This is a genomic window from Alteromonas sp. KC3 (assembly GCF_016756315.1).
Lineage (GTDB): Bacteria > Pseudomonadota > Gammaproteobacteria > Enterobacterales > Alteromonadaceae > Alteromonas.
Genome location: NZ_AP024235.1, coordinates 1,998,041 through 2,015,974 on the forward strand (window position 1 = coordinate 1,998,041; position 17,934 = coordinate 2,015,974).

The 17,934-nt window shown below is 43.3% G+C and carries 15 protein-coding genes; 4 read left to right on the forward strand and 11 right to left on the reverse strand.

Annotated features, from left to right (window positions below; genetic code table 11):
• Positions 1-171 precede the first annotated feature (171 nt).
• Positions 172-576, reverse strand: coding sequence for a YchJ family protein (locus JN178_RS08925; protein ID WP_232369735.1), 405 nt, complete (start codon positions 574-576; stop codon positions 172-174).
• A gap of 239 nt (positions 577-815) precedes the next feature.
• Positions 816-1,214 carry a deoxyguanosinetriphosphate triphosphohydrolase gene (locus JN178_RS08930; protein WP_202265401.1) on the reverse strand — a complete coding sequence of 133 codons (399 nt, stop codon included), beginning with the start codon at positions 1,212-1,214 and terminating at the stop codon, positions 816-818.
• Between the two features lie 224 nt (positions 1,215-1,438).
• Here JN178_RS08930 and JN178_RS08935 point away from each other — a divergent pair, with 224 nt between their 5' ends.
• Complete coding sequence (locus tag JN178_RS08935) at positions 1,439-1,870, forward strand: YqaA family protein (RefSeq protein WP_226433135.1); 432 nt, start codon at positions 1,439-1,441, stop codon at positions 1,868-1,870.
• On the opposite strand, the gene JN178_RS08940 is transcribed toward JN178_RS08935, so the two are convergent.
• Positions 1,862-2,515, reverse strand: a complete 654-nt coding sequence (locus tag JN178_RS08940) for a sulfite oxidase heme-binding subunit YedZ (RefSeq protein WP_202265403.1) — start codon at positions 2,513-2,515, stop codon at positions 1,862-1,864. The two genes, JN178_RS08935 and JN178_RS08940, sit on opposite strands and share 9 nt — an antisense overlap.
• Before the next feature lie 15 nt (positions 2,516-2,530).
• Complete coding sequence (gene msrP / locus JN178_RS08945; protein ID WP_202265405.1) at positions 2,531-3,538, reverse strand: protein-methionine-sulfoxide reductase catalytic subunit MsrP; 1,008 nt, start codon at positions 3,536-3,538, stop codon at positions 2,531-2,533.
• 267 nt (positions 3,539-3,805) lie between these two features.
• Between msrP and JN178_RS08950 the strand changes: the two genes are divergently transcribed.
• On the forward strand, positions 3,806-4,630 hold the full coding sequence (locus JN178_RS08950; RefSeq protein ID WP_232369736.1) for a hypothetical protein: 825 nt from the start codon (positions 3,806-3,808) through the stop codon (positions 4,628-4,630).
• Positions 4,631-4,659: 29 nt separating this feature from the next.
• Here the strand turns inward: JN178_RS08950 and JN178_RS08955 are convergent, their stop codons facing one another.
• Genes JN178_RS08955 through JN178_RS08965 form a run of 3 tightly spaced genes read right to left on the reverse strand, consistent with a single transcriptional unit; the run spans position 4,660 to position 7,843 of the window.
• Positions 4,660-6,003 carry an anti-phage deoxyguanosine triphosphatase gene (locus tag JN178_RS08955; protein ID WP_202265409.1) on the reverse strand — a complete coding sequence of 448 codons (1,344 nt, stop codon included), beginning with the start codon at positions 6,001-6,003 and terminating at the stop codon, positions 4,660-4,662.
• 18 nt (positions 6,004-6,021) lie between these two features.
• A complete protein-coding gene (yfbR, locus tag JN178_RS08960) occupies positions 6,022-6,621 on the reverse strand; it encodes a 5'-deoxynucleotidase (protein WP_159624900.1) in 600 nt (199 codons plus the stop codon).
• A gap of 1 nt (position 6,622) precedes the next feature.
• Positions 6,623-7,843 carry a pyridoxal phosphate-dependent aminotransferase gene (locus tag JN178_RS08965; RefSeq protein WP_202265410.1) on the reverse strand — a complete coding sequence of 407 codons (1,221 nt, stop codon included), beginning with the start codon at positions 7,841-7,843 and terminating at the stop codon, positions 6,623-6,625.
• A 265-nt stretch (positions 7,844-8,108) separates the two neighbouring features.
• Between JN178_RS08965 and JN178_RS08970 the strand changes: the two genes are divergently transcribed.
• Together JN178_RS08970 and JN178_RS08975 are read left to right on the forward strand one after the other, a co-directional pair.
• On the forward strand, positions 8,109-8,903 hold the full coding sequence (locus tag JN178_RS08970) for a DUF2189 domain-containing protein (RefSeq protein ID WP_159624896.1): 795 nt from the start codon (positions 8,109-8,111) through the stop codon (positions 8,901-8,903).
• A 392-nt stretch (positions 8,904-9,295) separates the two neighbouring features.
• Entirely contained in the window at positions 9,296-9,643 is a 348-nt protein-coding gene (locus JN178_RS08975) for a DUF3718 domain-containing protein (protein ID WP_159624894.1), read from the forward strand.
• 107 nt (positions 9,644-9,750) lie between these two features.
• On the opposite strand, the gene JN178_RS08980 is transcribed toward JN178_RS08975, so the two are convergent.
• From JN178_RS08980 to JN178_RS08995, 4 genes are all read right to left on the reverse strand, one after another.
• Positions 9,751-12,861, reverse strand: a complete 3,111-nt coding sequence (locus JN178_RS08980; RefSeq protein ID WP_232369737.1) for an efflux RND transporter permease subunit — start codon at positions 12,859-12,861, stop codon at positions 9,751-9,753.
• Positions 12,858-16,202 carry an efflux RND transporter permease subunit gene (locus tag JN178_RS08985; protein WP_202265412.1) on the reverse strand — a complete coding sequence of 1,115 codons (3,345 nt, stop codon included), beginning with the start codon at positions 16,200-16,202 and terminating at the stop codon, positions 12,858-12,860. The genes JN178_RS08980 and JN178_RS08985 overlap by 4 nt, the downstream gene beginning before the upstream one ends.
• A 25-nt stretch (positions 16,203-16,227) precedes the next feature.
• Positions 16,228-17,337, reverse strand: a complete 1,110-nt coding sequence (locus JN178_RS08990) for an efflux RND transporter periplasmic adaptor subunit (RefSeq protein ID WP_159624890.1) — start codon at positions 17,335-17,337, stop codon at positions 16,228-16,230.
• A 198-nt stretch (positions 17,338-17,535) separates the two neighbouring features.
• Positions 17,536-17,928, reverse strand: a complete 393-nt coding sequence (locus JN178_RS08995) for an OsmC family protein (RefSeq protein ID WP_159624888.1) — start codon at positions 17,926-17,928, stop codon at positions 17,536-17,538.
• Between the last annotated feature and the right edge of the window lie 6 nt (positions 17,929-17,934).

The window sequence follows — 17,934 nt, forward strand, 5'->3', positions numbered from 1 at the left end:
ACTACCTCAAATGGCGAAGAAATGAGCCAGAGTACAACACATTTATCATATCTCCTGATATTAGCTCAACAGTGTACTTTAAAATGACTTAGCTGGCATGGCTTGCGTTATTAGCAATTAGGATGAATTTGAATTTAGTAATAACGCAATACAATGTCATCAAAATATTGCTTATCGAGCTTTAGATGCACAACACTGCTTGAATTTTCTGTTGCTGCCGCATGGGCAAGGTAAGTTACGCCCCAACTTTACTTTGCCACAGTCATCATGCAATAGGCCATCATGATAGCGCCACAGTCCGTCTTCTTTGACAAAGTTGGATGTTTCATGCAGCTGATATACATGTTTATTCTCAAAATAATAGGCAGTGAATTCCACCGTGTCTTGCGTCAGCGTCAAACGTTCAGACTCTAACTGTAATTGTGATGATTTATTGATTACAAGGGCAAACCATGTAGCACCCGTTGCGCTATCCGCCAGTTCATTAACGCTAAGGTTGTTTCGTTTTTCTTCGGTGTAGGTATTTAATACATAGTCGAACTTATTAAGCGCGTAAGCGGTGAAACGTGAGCGCATTAGTTGTTCTGCAAAAGCAGGCGTTACAGAGCCTGATAAAAAAGGTTCGCAACAATTCTTAAAAGAATTAGAAGAGCAGCAAAAGCAGCGCATAGGAAAGGCCGTTAAAATCTTAAATTAGCGAGCCATTATATATCCGATACGTAGCCGTTTCAGTAATTTTCCTTAGCAACAAGATTAAATAGGCACAAAAGCACCACCATATCTACAATGAACGAGTTGCTTAGTAAATGATGAGACTACCAAGGTCCTACGGCCAGGTTTTGTTGCTCGTTAGAACTGTCTACACGCACGTTAACCAAACTCACAGAGTAAAGCTCACACAGTTTCCTAATCATTTCACTGTCGGTGGGTTGTAAATCAAGATCGATGTTTTCTACATACAGTGTTTTACATTGGCCACCTGTTATTAGCTTGCTTATCCATTCAGGCATTTTTTCTCTATCTGGTTTTTGAATGCGAATTGCATGATCAACATCCTTTGAAAATGAGACTGAACTAGCAAGCAAATAATTCCAGCCCTTTGGATTGTTACTTCTGCCTTCTCCAGGAAAACCTTCGAAGGGAAGAGGAAGTTGTACAACATTTGAAACAGAAGTACGCAACATGTTGAAACGAGAAACTGATGAAATATTCATAACTCTTCCTAATAAAATCTAGTTAGCTGTTTTTATGTACAGTGTGTATGTGTATACAGTAGTTTTAATTAGTATGGTTTGCAAGTGTTAAGTTGTATTTTTTTTGCTCAAACCGAACGTTTGATCATAAGTGTTTATAATTTATGGATATTTACTGTGACTAGAAACGGTATGTTTGGTATAACTCGCACAATAATGTTAGTGCTAGGTACTGGGGAGGACTGGTGGCTGGTTTATCAAGCTTAGGGTATGTGGGACTATTTTTGTCAGCGTTTTTAGCGGCAACAATATTACCGTTAAGCTCAGAAGTGGTACTTGGTACGCTTTATTCTTCCGGGCTATCGGCGCTTAATTTACTTATAGTTGCGTCGCTGGGTAATGTGCTTGGCTCTTTGGTTAATTATGTGTTGGGGCTAAAATACGGAAAGGTAATAGCCATTAAATGGTTACGGATAAAAGAAAGTACTTTTGAGCGCGCGAGCGATATCTATATGAAGTGGGGGAAATGGAGCCTGTTATTAGCGTGGGTCCCAGTTATCGGAGACCCAATCACTTTGGTTGCAGGCACACTACGAACGCATTTTGTATTTTTTCTTTTTTGCGTTGCCTTTTGTAAGACCGCGCGTTATGCCGTACTGCTATATATTTTAAGCTAACGTTGTTCGCTTTTTCCTAACTTGCTTCTGCTTGTACTGATTAATCCATTTCTTAAAACGCGGCGTTAACACGCCAATACCTATTAGCCAATACCAAACTGGCTCTTGCCAAAAGGTCTTTTGAGACCAACTAAAGTGAAGTAGTGTCAGCGGCAAAATGAGATAAATCGTGTTATGAAGCTTCTGCCAGCGCTTTCCCATTTTGCGCTGAACGCGTTTAAAAGACGTTGCGGTTAGGGCCAAAAGTAAAAGTAATGCAGTCATACCAACGACGATGTAAGGTCTGCTCACTATTTCACTTGCGACTAACGCCATATCTAATTGGATTTCAAAAAACACATAGGTAAACAGGTGAGCAAATGCATAAACGAAGCTGTAAACACCGATCATACGCCTAAATTGCAATGGTTCAGGGCTCGGTAGCCACTGCGCTAACGGGCTTAATAACAAGGTTGTTAAGAGCAGATGTATAGCCCAAATACCCGTTTCGTTAATAAGTGTATTAACGGGATCTGGGCCTAAATTATCATTTACTCCTGCATAAAAAAGCCAAAACAAATAACCAAGTAACGTTAAATGCAATGACGCTTTTATTAAACGGCGCTGAAGTAGGCTGAGGCGTAGCGGCTTTTTTCTCAATGGCATAATATCCAGCAACGCCTAGTAATAACGAGATAGGTTCATATCTTTGTACATAGGTGCGACCTCTGTATAACCGTTGAATAGTTGCGTATCTATTCGGTTTCTTGTCAGTAGACCGCCTGTTGTAATGCGTCTTTCGCTGGCCTGACTCCAACGCGGGTGAGCCACATTAGGATTTACGTTTGCATAGAATCCGTACTCATTTGCAGCAAGCCTGTTCCAGGTTGTTGGTGGCTCTTTATCAGTTAATCGGATCCGAACGATAGACTTAATACTTTTAAAACCGTATTTCCATGGCACTACTAGTCGTATTGGCGCACCATTTTGCGGTGGCAGCGTTTTACCGTACAAACCAACCGCCATCATGGTGAGAGGGTGCATGGCCTCGTCTAGACGTAGGCCTTCAATATACGGATAGTCGATACCGCCCCCCATAAAACGACTACGTTGCCCGGGCATTTGGTCTGGGTCATAAAGTGTTTCGAATGCCACATATTTTGCTGACATTAATGGGTCAGCCTGTTTTATAAGTGCGGCTAACTCAAAGCCAACCCAAGGTATGACCATCGACCAAGCTTCTACACAGCGTAAGCGATATATCCGCTCTTCAAGCGGAAATCGAGTAGTTAATGCACTGTAGTCTAACGTAATCGGTTTCTTTACCAGTCCGTCAATTGTCAGTGTCCAAGGGTTTGTTTGAAACTCGGTTGCATTTTTCGCAGGCGCGTCTTTTGCTGTACCAAACTCATAAAAATTGTTGTATGAAGTGACCTTGTTTTCAGGCGTTCTGGTTTCTGATATCTGAAATTTAGGTGGTTGGCTAAACTCTAAGGGTTCTGCTTTAAAAGGGACCTTTTCTTCATCATCTTCCCAAAACCACCCAGCAGCACCTGCTGACTTTGCCAACAGTGTTGATGCACCAATGAACCCCATGGATTTAAGTAATGAACGTCGATTCATATAAACCCTTTCATCGGTAACGTCATTTTCTTTAAGTTGTACTGATGGTTTAAATGGTTTGGGCATTACTTCACCTTTATTTTGTTAACAGAGTCGGCTTCTTACGAATCTGACTGCTTAAATACCGTTTTTGCGTATGGAATAGTTGGTTTTTTATTTATCCATTAGTACGAGAACGATACGATTTGGTTTCAAACATACGTTAACTAAGACCCAAGTCATGCCCGTTTTATTTCAAAAATTAATTAACACTTTTGACTTAGTAGACGCCAAGCAGTAGTGTAAATCTACGTTTCATAGGATGTGTCGCGCGTTTTAAGGATGAACTACGCGGTGAGAATATTTATTTTGCTTTGCTTAGCCTTGACTCTTGAAGTGTCAGTGGCCCGCAGTGACGATATAACAAGTCGCTATGCATTTGTGTTTATTGATCGCGCTTCTGCTACAAGTTTTTCTTTGTATCATTCTTTAATTTCGGGTAGCGCCAACGATGATGAAGACGTAACACTAGCCACTGTTGAAGACGTTTTATCTGCACCCCAGGTACAATTAGCCGATATGGTAGTTGCTACTCTGGCTTTACAATATTTGACTGAAAACTCACACCGCCGTGCATCTGGTAAGACGCTAGATGCAATAACGAGACTTTACGATAAAACTAAAAATCGCTACTCCCAAGACAAAATAAAGCGACGTGAATTTTTAAGTTGTACGTTATTCGGTAAGCAAAAACTTGAGGTGACATTAAAAGCCATTGATTCCTTAATAGGTGCTGAAAACAACTTTTTTAAGCAAATCCATGAAACGCGATTTAGCAAAACGGATAAGGCTACATTGTCTCTCTCTGCCAAAATGTATGGCCTTGTGTCACGAGAAACAGTGTTGATGACGCAGATATATCGCTCGATTGCCGACTTTCATAAGCGTTCACCAGAGGGCGTACTGGATGAGCGAATCGATATCGAGTTACTTCTTCGCAACCTAGCCGTGGCGTATAATCAGACGAGTGCTTATACACGTGAACGCGCTACGAAAAAAGTAATGAAACAGTTAGAGAAAGACGGCATTATTCCAGCGGCATCACTTAAAGACCGGGTGTATAGCTACATTGAAGTAGAATACATTCCTTGGCTAGAAAGTGCTCTTGAGGGAGCCTGAGCTAGTTTTTCATCCGAAATGACTAAGCATTACATATGAAAACTGTCTTGAATACCGCCTTGCTTGGGAGAAAATATACTGCCATAAAGGCGCGAAGCAAATTCATCTGTCATGCCAGAAATATAATCTGAAAGTACGCGCATGCCATTGCCTGCTTCTTGCTCTTTGCGCCAGCGAACTTGCGTGTTCTCTGGGAGAAGGCGCGTGGGGTCAGACGCAAATGCTTCAAAGAGCTCCATAACGACCAATTGCCCCTTGTACTCGAGCAGTTGTACATCTGGGCGACGTATTACTTTTCTAAACACAAAGCGCTTAAACAGTTCTAGCGCCTCGGCAAAGACGTGAGGCATAGTGGCGTTAAACGCCAATAAGGGATGTGTGAAGCCCTCAACGCCTTGTATTTCAATTGCAGTAATGAAACTGTTAACCAAGGCACCAATGGCATTCTTTCTTTCGTGGTGCTGTGCGCTAAAAAGCTTGTGGGTTAGTGTCTCAATGTTGTTCGAAAGCCAAGGTACGTCTAAGGCTATTAAGGGAAGGGTTACATCCTCAATAAAGTGGTGCTTGTGCACCATATCCATCACAATGGCATCTTCAAGGTCATGAATGCCATAAGCAATATCATCAGATAATTCCATTATCGAGCAGTCAAATGACTTAAATTGCGTTTTGCTGTGACCGCTTTCTCTTGTTGAAAACTGCATCAAGTGGTCTTTGTCAGTTTTGCTAAAAGGGTCAATCAGCCAATCAAATAATGGTTCATCACAGCGAAAGAGCCCTTTAGGTGGATGCCAGTCTTCAGCTTTAACCCTGCGCAACGATGTGGGACGTTCAGGCAAGGTGCTTTGACTGTGAAGCGTGTCAATAAAATTAGGGTATTTCACTAACCCTAAAACGCTTCGGCGGCATAAATTCATACCGTGCTCAGCGGTATAAGGTTCGAGTTTGGAGATAATACGAAATGTCTGGCCATTTCCTTCAAAGCCGCCGTGCTCGTGCATCATGTAATTAAGCGCTATTTCGCCACCGTGTCCAAAGGGCGGGTGGCCAATGTCGTGCGCTAAACACAAGGTTTCAATAAGCGTTGCATCAAGAGCGAGCGTGTCAGCGATATCAGGAAATTTTCCACATAGTTGCGCTGTTATACCGGTTCCAATTTGTGCCGCTTCAAGTGAATGGGTAAGACGAGTGCGATAGAAGTCACTTAAGCCAACTCCAAGTACTTGGGTTTTGGCTTGCAAACGCCTAAATGCTGCACTGTGAAGCACACGGGCTTTGTCGCGTTGATACGGATTGCGATGATCGCCATCGCGACTCACACTTCTGGGTAGGCGTCGTTCGTGTAATGCTTGCTCCCAATATACTCCTGTCACAACACTGTCCCTCGGTAGCTACATTTCGTCTTGCGTGATCTCATCTAAACTCAATGAGAAGCTTGGTACATATCGCGTTAAAAAGTAGTCCACTTCTTCAGAGTGATACTCTTTGAGTATCTTATCTAATCGCTTCTTGGCGAGTTTAAACTCTTGGTTGCCCGCAGCAAGTTCTTCCAGCGTTTTGAGGTAGGCGCACAACACATCGGCTGCTTTTACGATAAAGGCTTCTTCTTCACTGTGATGGTGGTGATCGATAAGTGCAGCATAATCTTCACGAAACGCTTCGGGGGCCATTTCGATTAGCTTATTTTCAGCAATTTTTTCTATCTTTTTATATTCTTCTTTAATTGCTGGATTAAAGTACTTTACCGGCGTGGGTAAATCGCCGGTTAATACCTCGGAAACATCATGAAACATTGCAACAGTGGCAATGCGGTCAGGGTTTAGGGTGCCACCAAAGAACTTGTTTTTTATGAGGGCTAGCGCATGCGCCACCATAGCAACTTGCAAACTATGCTCTTGAACATTTTCTGTTCGCACATTGTGCATTAACGGCCAGCGATTAATCAGTTTTAAACGCGCCAGATGAGCAAAAAAGTGGCTTTTATCAGACACATCAGGCCCCTTGTTTGTAAGTTCTAAAGAAGTTGCCAATACGATGCAGCGCTGGCACTAGAACATCGCTATGCGGTAAAAACACGAGTCTGAAATACACGCCTTCATTTAGATTGAAAGCACGGCCGTGTACTAAAAGTATTTTTTCTGAACTCAATAAGTCCAGTACCATTTGTTCGTCGTTTTTGATGTTGAATTTCTTTTCATCAACGCGAGCAAAACAGTACATGGCGCCTTTAGGTTTAATGCAATGAATGCCGTCAATGCCATTTAGCATGTCTGTAGTTACATCTCGTTGAATACGTAAACGGCCATTCTCTTTTACTAAATCATCAATGCTCTGGTATCCACCTAGCGCCGTTTGTATCGCACTTTGGCAGGGCACATTGGCACACATTCGCATAGAAGACAAAATATTGAGCCCCTCAATATAGTCAGTCGCAAGACGTTTGTTTCCGCTCACCACTAGCCATCCCGAACGAAAGCCAGCCACGCGATAGTTCTTACTTAGCCCGCCAAAAGTTACAAAGAACACATCATCAGCAAGCGAGGCAATGCTGGTATGCTTTGCGTCGTCATAAAGAATTTTGTCGTAAATCTCGTCGCTGAAAACGACAAGTCCATGCTGTCTTGCAATTTCCACTACTTCTTGCAGAAGTGCTTCATCATAAACTGCGCCAGTGGGGTTATTAGGGTTGATTAGCACGATAGCGCGAGTTTTGCTTGTGATCTTGCTTTTAATATCATCTAAGTCTGGAAACCAACCTGCTTGCTCGTCACAACGATAATGCACAGGTGAGCCAGACGATAAGCTTACCGCAGCGGTCCACAAAGGATAGTCGGGACTTGGAATAAGTACTTCATCGCCATGGTTAAGCAATGCTTGCATTGCCATCATAATTAGCTCTGACACACCATTACCGATATAAACATCATCAACACGAATGTCTTTGATATTGCGCTGTTGGTAGTACTGCATTACGGCCACGCGGGCAGCATAAATTCCTGTTGAGTCTGAATATCCTTGAGACGTAGGCAGGTTGTGGATCACGTCTTTTACGATATCGTCAGGGGCTTCGAAACCAAATGGGGCAGGGTTGCCGATATTAAGTTTAAGAATGCGGTGGCCTTCATCTTCCATTTTTCTTGCTTGTGCAGCAATAGGGCCTCTGATGTCGTAACAAACGTTATCTAATTTATGTGAGCGAGATACAGTTTTCATGGTCTATCTGGTTGATTTACATACCCTGAGATTATCGCAAACTTACCAACTATGCGACGGTATTCTCACCTATAGTTACTATAAGTAGAGTGTTTATTGATTGAGAGGCTATTTATTGCACAGATAGTAGGATAAATATCTCTTTTGTAATTTATTAATAAATTTATTGTTAATAGCTTGTGAACTTTTTAATCTGAGCCTATCGTAGTAATAAGGCGTGTAAAAATACGCCAGTACTAGGTTCACAACTAGAGGTGATAAATATATGTCGCATCATTTTAAAGAGACCCCAGAGAACGCCATTACACAAAGTGGTATTGCTCGCGTTATTCCTTGTAAGGAATTAGACGTTGGCGATCCAATTAAGTGGTTATCTCTTGGATTGCGGGATGCCATGCGCGCGCCAGGATTAACCTTTTTTTATGGCGTGCTTTTCGCCGTAATTCCATGGAGTATTATGTACCTTGTGCAAATGACAGGGTGGCATTTAGTTATTCTGCCCGCCATTGTATGTTTTATGCTGATTGGACCATTCTTAGCTGCAGGCCTCTATGATGTGAGTTGGGAAATGGAGAAAGGGCATAAACCTACACTTCGTCATTCACTTCGCGCTATGCGTCGAAACGCTTTCAACGAATGGGGATTTGCCATTTTACTTATGGTAATGATGATCTTTTGGTTGCGCGTTGCATCGCTTATTCATGCACTTTATCCACCATACATTGAGAATGACCTCGAGAGTTTGTTGCCGTTTTTGATGTTGGGCACAATTGTGGGTGCGGTCTTTACGCTTGCAATGCTATTTATAACCGCGTTCACTCAGCCAATTTTGATGGAGCGAAAAGTGGATTTAGGCACAGCAGTGTTAACCAGTGTCAATGCGGTATGGTTAAATAAAGTACCAATGCTAATATGGGGTGCCATTATATTCAGCGCCGTTGCTATTGGATTCGTGACCGGCTTTGTTGGGTTTATTATTCTAATGCCATTGATTGGTTATGCATCTTGGCACGCATACATTGATGCAATTGAAACCAAACGCGAGCGAAAATACGAGTAATAAAGTAATTTAATTACAGAGTTTGTGTGGCGATTACGGTGCCTATTAACAATTATCCTTAATAATTTTGTTAAAATTACAAAAAAAGGTCTCATAAGAGGCCTTTTTTATTGGTTTCATTATATTAGTTTCGAATTACCCCTCTCAGTGAAATAGCAAATAGGTATATAAGTTTAAATTATAGTTAGCTATTTCAATGGGTTATGCTTTTAAAATGTTTGTAACATACTGTTTTACTGAATTTTTACTGTCCTGCCACATTCTTTCAACAGCAAAATTCGAGTTATTGGTGCATAAAGTAAGTGTGTTTAGCGCACTGCTATTCACGATTACGGTACTAATTTGATATTCAGCCTCGATATTCAGCTTTATTAATGAAATAGGACAGCACTATGAAACACAAAATCGAAAAACGGTCGAAAACACTCATAACCCTTTCAGCGTTATTGGTGAGTTCAGCAATTACATTCAGTGTCAGCGCAGCAGCACCGCAAAAAGATGTACGTTTTGTGGGGGAGACACAATTTGCAGGGTTCTGCAAAGCAATCGTTAATGACGATATTAAAGTACTTCGCTCCAGTTTATCACGTAACGTAGGTCGCATTGGTGCAAGTCAACGCGAGGTGTTGCGCATGGTAACATCAGAAGAAGGATTAACCTGTAATGGCAGCAGTCTAATTGAGTTTTCAGTTGAACGCGATGCCAATGCGGTTTATGAATATCTAACGTCGCGCAGTTAAGCGGGTGGTAGTGTTAAACCCCACCAGCCATAAAAAAGCGGGTTAGCAGAACAAACACCTAGTGTGTATGTCATGCCAACCCGCTTCTATTAGTAAGCTCTATTGATTCACACCTTTACCAAGCGTTCAACGCGCGCTTTGCTAGCGTTAAAGAGACGCTGTGTTTTAAAGCGCAGTTTTAGCAGCAGAACATAAGCCAATGGAACTAAGAATAAACTCGTTACTGTGGAAAATACTAAGCCACCAATAATAGCGATAGCCATTGGGGAATAGGGTGGGCCATCACCACCAATGCGCGTGCTACCCATTGCCAGTGGAATGAGTCCAAGAACCGTAGTGGCAACTGTCATCAAGATAGGTCGAATACGTGTCATACAACCTTCTAGTACTGCGTCATAGAGCGACAAGCCCTCATTGACCAGTTGATTAATACGATCTACAAGCACGATACCATTGTTGACGACTATGCCCATTAGTATCAGCATACCAATTAGCCCCATTACGGACATGGGAGTACCGGTTACCATAAACGCCCAAAATACGCCCGTAAATGAGAACAGTAACGATGTAATCACTGATGTGGGTAAAACAAGCGATTCAAACAGCGCGGCCATTACCACGTATATCATGCAAAGCGCCAACAACATGTTCATTTGCATTACTGCAAACGCTTCGTCTTGACGCGAGAAGCTTCCATCTAGGGTCCACTTATAACCTGTAGGCAATTCGATGTTAGACAGAACTTGTTCAATACGTGCGCGGGCCTGTTCAGTGGTGGTTTCACCCTCTAAATTTGCCCCAATAGCCAACGCGGTTTGGCGGTAATTGCGGTTTATTTGTGATAACTGAGGTTTAACCGTAAAGTCAGCAATCATATTCAGGTTGATAGACTGTCCCTGAGCAAAGCCAATATTGATGTTTTTAAGTTCGCTGAGGGAAGCTTGAACATCGCTACCAAACTTTAATTGCACATCCACCTCACCGGCATCACCGTAGCGAAATGTTCTAAGGTTATTACCGCGTAGGGCGGTAGCAACCAAATTCGCGACAGTGTCGACCTGAATACCAAAGCGATTGGCTTTTTCTCTATCAACGCGAATTTGCACTTCATCGCGGGTAGAGCCCGTATCTGCTTTTACATCTTCCAACCCATCAATATTGGCAAGGATAGGAATAATTTGCTCTGATATTGATAGTAGGGTTTCTGAGGATTCGCCAAGTAATGTTACGCGAACGCCACCGCCATTACCGCTGTCCCACTGAAAAGAAGGGCGGGCGCGTACAAATGACGGCATATTTTCGCGTATATCTTCTTTTATTTTACTCACTGGTACAGGCAATTCGTCGTTCAGTGTAATACCACTTACCGCGTGTCCCGCTGTAAAATAGGTGTAGACCTGTTTGATGTGAAAGCGCTCTTGGTTTTCATATAAATAGGCTTCCATCTTATCAACGGTTTTTTCCACTTCATCCAAGGTGAAATTCTGCGTTATATGGTAGTTAAGCCAAACACGCTCTTGGTTATTATTACCTTCATCGTCACCTGTTACTGCACCCATAGGAATTACTGTGGAGCCTAGAATAAGTAAGGCGATAAGACAGGTTTTACCCTGATTTTTTAACATCCAGCTTAACGCTTTACCATAACCACTGATGTATTTTGGCGTTGTAGGTGTTTTCACCACAGGAATAGCAACTTTAGTGGTGAGCAGAGGTATTAGCGTTTTAGCAATAAATAGCGATGCAAAAAGTGAAAGGCAAATAGCAACGGCAACGTGCTCAAGAAATATGGTGACATCAATTTTGACACCAATAATGTTGGGCAAAAACACAATAGCCGTGGTGGCGGTGCCTGCAATAACCGCAAGGCTGACTTTATTCACGCCAATCTGCGTGGCACGGGCAATATTGTTATCTTGTTGACGCTCTTGAAATACGCTTTCGGTAATTACCACTGCGTTATCGACCAGCATCCCTACGGCCAGCATGAGTCCCATTAACGACAATATGTTTAGGGTATAACCTAACAAATACATTACACCTAACGTGATGCAGATAGAGAAAGGTACCGAAAGCACAACAATTAGCGTGGTGGTAAGCTGTCGCAAGAATAAGTAAAGCACAATCACTGAAAGCAAAGCGCCAAGTAGTCCCGCGTTAAGCAAGTCGCTAAGTGAAGACGTAACACTTTTGGCAGTGTCATCCATTACAAACAAGCTAATACCGTTGAATTCAGGATCTTCTTTAGCCGCTTCGATAACTTTCATCACTGCGTCAGAGACCTCAACTAAATTGCTGCCCGACTCACGAAATACGTTAAAGCCTACAGCAAACGTACGATCAAGGTGTCGACCTTCGTTGCGTTCTGGTAACTCGTAAGTCACAGTCGCTATATCCGATAAGCGCACATTGCGTGTAACCCACATGTTTTTAAAATCGTTCACGTCGGTAAATTCACCGGTTGGGTTAACCAGAATTTTTTCACCGTTGTTATACATATAGCCTGCAGTTAATGAGAAGTTTGCGCCCTGTAAAAGTTGCTGCAAACGCGCACTATCAATCTGATAGGTCGTCATTTTCTTTGGATCGAGGCGAATAGTAATTTGTCGCTTCATAGTGCCGTATAATTCTACTTTCGACACGCCAGGGACACGTTCTAATGGGCGCTTTAAGTTGCGATCGAGTAAGTCGTACGCGTTTGATAGGTCTCTGTCACTTGATACGCGCAACTGGAAGATGGGCATATCATTAGTGTTGAACTTGTACACCATAATGCGCTCAATATCGTCGGGCAACTCATGGCGAATAGCGTCGACCTTTTCTCGCGCTTCAATACTTTTTGCTTTTAAGTTTTCATCCCAATCAAATTCAACAATAACTTCGGCCATATTGTCATATGAGCGCGCTCGAAGCCGCTTTATCCCTGACATTGTGGCTATGGCTTCCTCGACGGGGCGTGTGATCATAGTTTCAATTTCTACCGGTGTTGCATCAGGGTAGGGAATTTGAACGACCATTTCTGGAATATCGATACCGGGAAACTTCTCTAACGGCAACAGTCGACCCGATACCAAACCAAACAACAACATCGACAAGAACAACATGCCAATAGTAACGGGCTTATTCAGTGCAAATCGTGCTAATGCTGCACCAATTCCCGCTATTTTGCCTAGCGGTGGCGTGTTAGCGTCACGCTGGTTTTGAGATGGTGTGCTCATAACACCCCTCCTTTTTGTACAGCATCGTGTTGTGCGTTAGGTTCGTCGCTGCTCACCGGAGCCAGCACCTTTTTGGTATCGAACAAGCTGTATAGCACCGGTAGAAGGATTAAGGTTAGCAAACTGGCAAACAACAGGCCGTAAATGACGGTGATGGCCATTGGCGTGCGAATTTCAGCGCCTTCGCCCAATCCAAAGGCCATGGGCAGTAAACCTAAAATGGTGGTCAGCGTGGTCATTACAATAGGGCGCAAACGTGTTTTAGCAGCATCGATAATAGCCGATTGCTTTTCCATACCTTGACGGCGTAGTTGGTTAATGCGATCGACAAGAACAATAGCGTTATTCACCACAATACCGCACAACATGATAAGTCCTATAAACACAACAACGTTAAGCGGCGTACCCGTTAGCCACAGTCCATATACTGAACCGGCGCCCGCCAGTGGTACAGCAAACAATATCAGCAAAGGGTGTAACAGCGACTCGAACTGTGATGCCATCACCAGATATACCATAAATACTGCCAGCGCTAGCGCGAATTGCAGCGAACGGAAGCTGTTTTGCATATCTTCACTTTGACCCGTAACCTGTGCACTTAGTGATAAAGGCAGTTGTGTTTCATCTAACACCTTATTGGCAATTGCTACCGCTTCATCTAACTTACCTTGCGCAAGGTTTGCAGACACAAGCGCAACACGTTGTTGACCTACACGAGTGATTTCACTGGGTCCCACACTCATGAATACGTCAGCGACGGCACTGAGTGGAATAGGCTGGGATGCGCCAGGATTTACTACAATAGCGCGCACACTAGCGATGTCATTACGTTGGTTTTCAAACGTACGTACTAGCACATCTACTTTTCTGTCTTCAACACTGTATTGTGTGGCAACACGACCGCCCACTTTCGCTGCAATTAGCTCGGAAACAGTTGCAGCATCAAGTTCCAAACGTGCAAGTTTAGCGTGGTGAAATGCAATTTTTAGTTCAGGGTTGCCATCGCGGATACTGGTGGTTACATCAGCAAAATTTGGATAGCTGGCTAACTTTGTCGCAATTGCATCGCCATACTGTTGAAGTTGGTTTAAATCATAACCGGCAACTTCAATTTGGATAGGCGAGGCAAAGCTAAAGAGTTCAGGCTCAGAAAACGTGGCTTGGACCTGAGGCATAAGTCCAAGGTGGTCGCGAAGTTGTTGTTTAACAGCAAGCATGTCTTGCTCTGTCGCGTTAGGTTTCATCACAATGTTAAGACGACCCCAATGATCACCGCCTTGGTTTGGCGCCGCATTTATCAAGCTACCTGTACCTGACATGGCATAAGTGCGCAGCACCATGCTCTGGTCAGAAGATGCACCCGAAACAGGTTGAACAGCCACTTGAGCCAACTCGTTCATTACTTCGTCGGTACGAGTAAGTGGTGAACCCGCGGGTAGCGTTACTTCAACCGAAAATTCACCTTGGGAAAGCGTAGGGATAAGCTCCATGCCTAGTTTCGGCACTAAGGTAACCGCGCCTGCAGCAAGTGCGAAGGCAGTGAAAAGGACAAATACTCTTGCACGCAAACTAATCTTCAGTAGTTTTTCGTAACCTGAGGCAAGGACATCGAAGCTCTTGTTGAAAATAAAGATAAGCGGCGTAAACGCAAAACCAAGCAGCTTGCTAATGATTTGCCAAGTGCCTATCGCGACTGTGACTATTGCCGCTAGCAGCAATGAAACTAGCTTTAATACTAAGCGCACAGGAAGCGTAATGTAGTACCCTATTTTCCCAAGTAGTGATGTGGGAAAGGGGGCTGGTGCACTTGTAAAGGTGTCTTCATGATCTAGCTGTTGCTTTTTCTTCTTATGCGCCATTGCAGGAATAAGCGTAAGGGCAACGACAAGTGAAGCAGCAAGTGCAAACGATACGGTTAATGCTTGGTCTCTAAACAATTGACCAGCAATACCCTCAACAAAAATGAGTGGCACAAACACTGCCATGGTGGTTAGTGTTGAGGCCACAATGGCGCCAGATACTTCTTTTGTACCTTCACTGGCGGCGAGCGCTTCAGCGTTATTATCGCCCAACGCATTTTTGTGCTTTTTGTGACGATCGATATTTTCAAGTACCACGATACTGTTATCAACAAGTAAGCCAACAGCTAAGGCGATACCACCAAGACTCATCATATTTAAGCTTATGTCGTTGGCATACATCAGGTTAAACGTGGCAATTACGGATACTGGAATAGACACAGAGATAATTACTGTAGCCCAAAAGTCTTTAAGGAACAGATAAAGGACTAACATAGCCAGCACGCCACCAATAATGGCTGCCGACTTTACGTTGTCTATCGCTTGTTTGATAAACACACTTTGGTCGTATATTTGTGCCAATGTATAGTCTGTGGGAAGGTTTTGGTTAACCTCATTTAAACGATTTGCTACTTTTTGAGCCACATTAACTGCATTCGCATCACCTTCTTTGTAGATCGCAATCTCAACACCCTCGCTCCCGTTAAAGCGAGTAACAACGTCGCGGTCTTTGTAGGCACTTTCCACAGTAGCTACATCTTTTAACTGAATATTTTTGCCTTCAAAACGGCCAATATAGAGATTCTTAATATCATCTAGGTTTTCGAATTGATTGAGGGTACGCACTAAGAATGCCTGCGCTGCATTATCGATGCGACCGCCCGCAGCATTAATGTTTTCAGTGCTTACGCGGTCAATAATAGTCGTGATAGGAATCGAAAGCTGACTGGCTTTTTGTTGATCGATAAGAATGTGGATCTCATTCTCTAAGCCACCACCTACACGCACGGCAGCAACGCCTTCTACTGATTCTAGCGAGCGTTTTACTTGTTGCTCTGCGTATAAGCGAAGCCGCTTCATTTGCTCAACTGTTAAACTGGCATTGTCTGTTTGAGCGGTTAGCCCCAATTTAATAACCGGGTCAAGGCTCGGGTTAAAACGCAGTAACCGAGGCTTTTCAATGTCCAAAGGCAACTGCAGTACATCAAGCTTCTCTCGTACTTCAAGGCTGGCAAAGTCCATGTCTGTGCCCCAAGCAAAAGAAAGTACGACATCAGATTGTCCTGCGCGGGAGGTAGAGGTGACTTTTCTTACACCTTTAACCACACCGATTGCTTCTTCAATAGGTTTTGAAACTAACTGTTCTACTTCACCTGGTGCGGCACCGTCGTAGTCGGTGCGTATAGTAAGGGTTGGGTATGACAAATCTGGAAGTAAGTTAACCGACAATCTGCCTAGCGAGACCATTCCAAATAGCAGTACAGCAAAAGTAAACATACTGACTGCTACGGGACGTTTTACGGCGATATCAACAATACGCATGATAGTAACTCCTCGATTCGCCAGTTTAGCTGTTAACTACTTCAACAGGAGCACTGTCTTTCAAGTTCTGGTGACCGGCTGTTACCACTTCTTCGTTGCCTTCTAGGCCACTGATAACTTCAACCACTTCGTTATTTTCAAAACCAGTCGAAACGTTCACTTTTTTTACTTTGCCGTTATCAACAACAAATACACTATGGCTGTTGTCTATAGTGACAAGTGCTCGGCGTGGTAGCAAAGTGGCATTTGCGTGTGTTGCATACTCAAGCGATACGTCAGTAAACATACCTGCTTTTAAGCGATTGTCTTCATTTGGTACTTTAAGTGTCACCTTAAATGTGCCAGTTGCCGCGTCGATAACTGGGCTAATGCGTTCAATGTTTGCGTGAATAGCGTGATTACCCAATGCCGCAACAGTAAGCGTGGCACCTTGTCCTACCGTGACATTTGGTAGTTCGTTTTCAGGTAGGTAAACCACGCCTTGTAAGTTGCGCAGTTGCACGATATGAAACATGCGTTCACGTTGGAACGATTCGGTTAGGTTGCCTACTTTGGCATTGCGCGAAGCAACATAACCACTGATAGGCGCGGTTATCGTCGTTTCTTTTAAATCAAGTTCTGCTAAGCGAACAGAGGCTTTTGCCGATTCGTACTGAGCCTTAAGCTTGTCGTAAGTATCGTCACTGATAAGCTTTTTAGAGTAAACTTTGTTTACTTTATCAAGTTCGCTTTCAATACCCGTCAAGTCAGCGTTCGCTTTGGCTAAGTTTAACTCATAACGACGTTTATCAAGTTGTGCTAACACTTGACCTTTTTCTACATAGTCGCCTTCTTCCACGAAAATGTCTTCGATGATCCCAGAAGCCCTTGCAACCACAAAAGCTTCTTCACGTGCTTCTAAAATCGCCGTCGTGTCATAGGTCGACGTAATATCGCCAGTGCGAATGCTTTGTGTTTCAACAGGAATAGCAAAAACGGTTTCTTCTACCACTTCAGGAGTCGCGCTACTGTCTACTGCATCAGCGTCTGAACACGCTGTCATCGACAGTGACAGGGCAGCTAAAGTTGTGCCTAAAACAAGAGTGCGGAAAGTGTGAGTAGCGAAAACAGGTGTTGTACGTTGTGTAGTATCCATGGTCAAAAGCCCTAACGTTGTAGTCGTTATATAATAATGACCGTTTACAGCAGCTAACATGCCAAAGATGTTAACTAATGTTAAAAAGCTTAATAATCAATAGGATACATGTGTAACAAAGGGTTTCAATAAAAAAGCCAACCCAAAAGGTTGGCTTTTTTCACTAAGCGATAGCGAGATTGACTATGTTTAAGTTCATTACACTAAAGTATAGCTGGTGGTTATATCCACGTTACCGGTTAGCATTAGCATTACAGAACAATATTTTTCCGCTGAGAGCTGCACTGCGCGTGCAAGGGCTTTTTCGCTTATGCCTTCACCCGAAACGGTGTAATGCGCATGAATTTTTGTAAATACACGCGGTGGCTCGTCAGCGCGAACAGCCTCTAATTCACACTCGCATGAGGTAATATCAAAACGTCCTTTTTTGATTATATCTACCACGTCAACGCTTGAACATGCACCTACAGCAACCAATACCGACTCCATAGGGGAAATCGCCTTGCCGCTGCCGTCCATAACTGTTTTATAACCACTGTCAGTGGTGCCAGTGAAAGTAAGGTCTTTATCCCAAGAAACATGCGCTTTCATTGTATG